Source organism: Gemella haemolysans (genome assembly GCF_001553035.1).
GTDB classification, from domain to species: Bacteria; Bacillota; Bacilli; order Staphylococcales; family Gemellaceae; genus Gemella; species Gemella haemolysans_B.
Window position 1 is genome coordinate 1 of the sequence record NZ_KQ959960.1, and the last position, 4,901, is coordinate 4,901.

The 4,901-nt window shown below is 29.3% G+C and carries 6 protein-coding genes; 2 read left to right on the top strand and 4 right to left on the bottom strand.

The features are described from left to right. Window positions 1-72: 72 nt before the first annotated feature. Window positions 73-444, bottom strand: a complete 372-nt coding sequence (gene mscL, locus HMPREF3186_RS05030) for a large conductance mechanosensitive channel protein MscL (RefSeq protein ID WP_060914208.1) — start codon at window positions 442-444, stop codon at window positions 73-75. 357 nt (window positions 445-801) lie between these two features. Between mscL and HMPREF3186_RS05035 the strand changes: the two genes are divergently transcribed. Next, window positions 802-1,236, top strand: coding sequence for a LytTR family DNA-binding domain-containing protein (locus HMPREF3186_RS05035; protein ID WP_060914211.1), 435 nt, complete (start codon window positions 802-804; stop codon window positions 1,234-1,236). 11 nt (window positions 1,237-1,247) lie between these two features. Beyond that, window positions 1,248-1,691, top strand: a complete 444-nt coding sequence (locus HMPREF3186_RS05040; protein WP_003144301.1) for a DUF3021 family protein — start codon at window positions 1,248-1,250, stop codon at window positions 1,689-1,691. Window positions 1,692-1,851: 160 nt separating this feature from the next. Here HMPREF3186_RS05040 and HMPREF3186_RS05045 read toward each other — a convergent pair whose 3' ends face one another. From HMPREF3186_RS05045 to HMPREF3186_RS05055, 3 genes are all read right to left on the bottom strand, one after another. After that, window positions 1,852-2,370 (bottom strand): DUF948 domain-containing protein, encoded by a 519-nt coding sequence (locus HMPREF3186_RS05045; protein WP_060914209.1) that lies wholly within the window; start codon window positions 2,368-2,370, stop codon window positions 1,852-1,854. Window positions 2,371-2,436: 66 nt separating this feature from the next. Beyond that, window positions 2,437-3,741 carry a UDP-N-acetylmuramate--L-alanine ligase gene (gene murC / locus HMPREF3186_RS05050; protein ID WP_060914210.1) on the bottom strand — a complete coding sequence of 435 codons (1,305 nt, stop codon included), beginning with the start codon at window positions 3,739-3,741 and terminating at the stop codon, window positions 2,437-2,439. 439 nt (window positions 3,742-4,180) lie between these two features. Then, the coding region (locus HMPREF3186_RS05055; protein WP_156438969.1) for an SIALI-17 repeat-containing surface protein at window positions 4,181-4,901 on the bottom strand (721 nt) is incomplete at its 5' end.

The window sequence follows — 4,901 nt, forward strand, 5'->3', positions numbered from 1 at the left end:
TATTATCAACCGTATTTATTATAGACCCAAAAGAAAAGATCCGACATTGTCAGATCCTAAAATTTTAATTTATTATTTTTTTAATAAATCACGGATTTCTTTAAGAAGTTCTTCTTTAGCATCAACTTCTGGTGCTTTTTCTTCAGTTTCTTCTTCTTTAGACATCTTATCTTTAGCTGTATTGATAGCTTTAACGAAAATGAAGATTGCGATAGCAGTAATTAAGAAGTCGATAGTGATTTGGATGAAGTTACCGTATTTGATACCTTCCCAAGCTAAGTTTGTGAAGTCTGGTTTAGCTGGGAATATAAGAGCGATAAGTGGCATCATAATGTCAGTTACTAATGAACTAACGATTTTACCGAAAGCAGCCCCCATGATAACCCCGATAGCTAGGTCTAATACGTTACCTTTAAATGCAAATTTTTTAAATTCGTTTAACATAAAAAAATAATCTCCTTTCAAAATTTCATACTTGAGTATAATATATCAAAATTGAAATAAAATCAAGTATAAAGATTATAATTTTTTAAAATAATCTAAGAAAGCGCATTCTCATCTTAATTGTCACATTATTTAGGTATATTTTTTATAAATTGTTTATAGTTTTTTATAACAATATATGTATTCGTAAGTAAAATATACTGTATTTGTAATTAGTATATAATCTACCGAATAAACAAGATAACTAACCGAATATGCATTATCTATAGATTTTTAAATATTTATTATATAAAATATAATTATGAAAGGAGCTAAAGATATGAAAGTTGAATTAAATATATGAAAGGAGCTAAAGATATGAAAGTTGAATTAAATATAGATAAGAAATTTGGAGAAACAATAGTTACTATATCAACAAATAAAGTGAATGATGAGATTCAAAATTTAGTGAATTATATAGAAAATAAGGAAGATTACTTTATAGGAGTTTTAGATGGGAAAGTACGTTTATTAAATACGGAGGATATTATAAGGGTATATGTTGAAGATAGAAAAGTATATGTAGTCACAGTTGAAGGTAGATTTATTGTGAGAAAAAAATTATATGAAGTGCAAAATACATTAACTAAGGATTTTATAAAAATATCTCAAAGTGAAATAGCTAATGTTAAATATATTCATAGCTTAGATTTAGGATTGAGAGGAACAATAGTTATAAGTTATAAAAATTCGGATATAAGTTATGTATCACGTAGAATGTTAAAAGAATTTAAGATGAAATTAGGATTATAGGAGGTATTAAAATGAAATTATTTCAAAAAATTGTAATATTTATGTTGTTAGGGATAGGAGCAGGGAATGTTATTAATCTAATATTCGGTATTTTGTGTGGTCAGTTTTATCCTGGTATGCCATTGTATATCCAGAGTTTTGATAATTTAAATATGGCAGTATTAATTCAAACCTTAGTATACGCTATTTTAGGTATATTACAAGGATTAGCTGGTAAAGTATTTCAAAGTAAGTTAAATGATAATATAGTAATAGTATTTGTATCTCATTATTTTCTTATTATGTTACCACTTGTGTTAGCGGGTTATTATTTGAAATGGTTTAGTAGCTTTACTACTTTAACTTTAATGCTGATTACAACTACTGTGGTTTATATTTTAATAGGAATAGTTCGATATTTTAGTATTAAAAATAGTATAAGTGAGATAAATATAAAATTAAGAGATAATAGATAAGATTTCGCTAGTAACAAAGGAGGAGCAACACAAATTAATGATTTTGTGTTGCTCCTCTAAATTTTATAACAGATTATAAAATACTTTTTAAAGAATACTTGATATAAAATATTTTTTAATTTTTGTTATTTTGAATTATTATTTTATTCCAATTTAAATATTATTTTTCTTCTTCAACTTTATCTTTCTTTAAGAATTTGTTAAGTAGATTAGAAGCTTTAGCTTTATTTTCTTCTACTTTTTCAGAAAGATTTTCGATTTTTTGATCTGTATTTTTCTTGAACCCAGTAACGTTAGATTTCATATTATCTACAGATGATTGTAAACCATTGATAGATGTTGCTAATCCTTCAGCAGAATTAAATAGTGGATCTAGTTTTTCAGATTTAACTTGTAAGTCTTCAGCTAAGATGTTTGTGTTTTGCAATAAAATATTAGTTTCTGCCATAATCGGCTCTAAATTACCTTCAACCTTTTTAACTGTTTCATTAAGGTCTTTAGCAAGATTTAGTGCATCTTCTGCAATGTTTGTTACGTCTTCTACACATTCAGTAGCAACAGTTAATGATTTTCTAACAGTTCCAAGTGTGATCGCTGCGCTTATGCATAGGATTAAGACTCCTACTCCCGCTAAAAAGATTCCAGCATAAGCTAAAATTAACCAGTTTATATCTAACATAATGTTTCCTCCTTTATAAGTCCGTATAATCAATTATATTTTAATATTGATTATAATACAACTAAATTATTTTGATTTGTGTTCGATAAATTTATGACAAAGTTTATTAATATTACCAGCTCCCATAAATAGGAATACACTATTATCAAAGTTAAGTTTATCAAAATCATTTTCACTATTTATTATTTGAGCATCTTTAGTCACTTTTTGTAAATCTTCGATTCCAACAATTTTTTCTTTCTCACGCACTGAAGCGAAGATTGGACAAAGGAATACTTTATCTGCAGTTTCTAAACTTTCAGCAAATTCATTTAAGAATTTAGCTGTACGTGTATAAGTATGAGGTTGGAAAATAGCGATAACTTCTTTGCCCTCGTATTTTCTACGTGCACTGTCGATAGTTGCTTTAATTTCACTTGGATGGTGAGCATAGTCGTCTACAATTACATTATTTCCGATTTTGTGTTCGCTAAATCTTCTTTCAGCGGGTTTGTATTGATCAAGTGATTCTTGAATTTTTTCAACACTAATACCATTGATATCAGCTAAAGCTATAGCTGATGTAGCATTAGAAATATCGTGTAATCCAAATACTGCCATAGTAAATGTTCCAAGTAATTCAGAATTTTTATAAACGTCGAATTTACTATGTTCTGATGTAGTTTGAATATTTTTTATTTGGTAATCATTTCCTTCGTTGAAACCATACTTAATTGTTTTTGCAGTAGTTGGTTTAAGCTGAGAAGCTAAACGATCATCTCCACAAATTACCACAGTATCTTTTACTTGATTTACGAAACTTTGAAATGCATCAAACATATCGTGTTCATCATTAAAATAATCAGGATGATCAAAGTCGATATTAGTAACGATAGCATAATTTGGGTGATATGCAAGAAAATGTCTGTAATATTCACATGCTTCAGCTATCATAAATTCAGAATGTTTTTCACCGTGTCCAGTACCATCCCCAATTAGGTATGATGTAATGTGGTTGTGTTTAAAGATGTTACTAACCATTGTAGTTGTGGTTGTTTTCCCATGTGCTCCAGTTACTGCAATTGATGGAATTTCAGAAAGTAATTTTCCTAAAAATTGAGAATAAGTGTAAGTTTTTAAACCTAATTCTTTAGCACGTCTATACTCAGCATGTGTTTCATCGAATGCGTTACCTAAAATTACATCATATCCTTCTTTGATATTTTCTACCCCATAGCTAAACATTGGGATGTTTCTTTGTTCTAATTTTTCTTGTGTAAAAAAGTATGTTTCTTCGTCTGAACCTTGTACTTCATGCCCCATATCGTAAGCAATTTGTGCAAGTGAGCTCATACCGGATCCTTTAATACCTATAAAATGATATTTACTCATTATTATATCTCCTAAGTTGTCTTTATAAAATAAAAAATTTCCTTATTATTTTTCCATAAGCAAATACAATTTTACAACAAAACTGATAAAAATTCAATAAATAGGAGTTTTTTTATAGTAGGCTATTTTCAAATATTAATTCCCAAAGTAAATTCCAGTTCAAATAAAAAACTGGAATTTAACTTGAAACTAATTTTTAATAAGTATAATTCCTCTTTTTTTATTTTGATTCCTTTAAAAAAACTCCCAAAGTAAAGTTTCCTTGCTTTATACCGGAACTTACCTTGGGAATATTTTTATTGTTATTTTCCTTTTTTCCCAAGGTAACTTCCACTTTAATTTCTTATTGGAACTTACTTTGGGAATTTACCAAAATCTTGTTTTTTCAAAATCGTAATTTTTGAGTTACTTCCTTTAAAGTTTTTTATATACTAATTGATTATTTTAAAAGTTTACGTCTGACTACAAGTCCAACAAGACAGATTAAGCTTAATCCTAATGCAGTAGTGCTAGAAGAATTCATACCTGTGCTTGCTAACGCTTTAGATTTAGCTTTTGCAGGTTTAGCTTCTTCAGGTTTTGCAGATAGCTGAGTAACAGCAGGTGTTTGTCCGAAATCTACGTCTTGAGTAGCTGAAGCTCCACCAACTGATCCAAGGTTTTGATTAGGATCTACTATTTCACCAGCAGTTCCGCCTTGACCACTACCAGGAGCAGTTCCCTCTAAGTGGGATTGAGGTTCTGGGGTAACAGGACCTGTATATTCTGGCACTTCATTTACTGCAGAAAGATTTTGAGTTAGTAAGTTGAATTCTTTTTCTAAGTCTTCAAATCTGTCTTTTAATCCATTGATATAATAGCCTTCAGCACCGTTTTCTTCACTATCTTTTATTTGATTTTTTATGTTAACAAGTTCATCTAATATTTTCTTGATTTCGGGTTGTTTAGCTCCGAATGTAGGAATTTCATTAACAGCAGCCTCAACAGCGTTAACACCACCTTTGAATTCTGGAATTTCTGGTTGTACAAGTGAATCTCCGTTAGATGTTTCAGGTTTTGTTGGTTTTGGAGTTTCTCCTTCTGGTTTATCAGGAACAGTTGGAGGTGTTGTATCGTTTACTCCACCAGTGAATTCAGGAACTTCATTAACAGGGGCATCT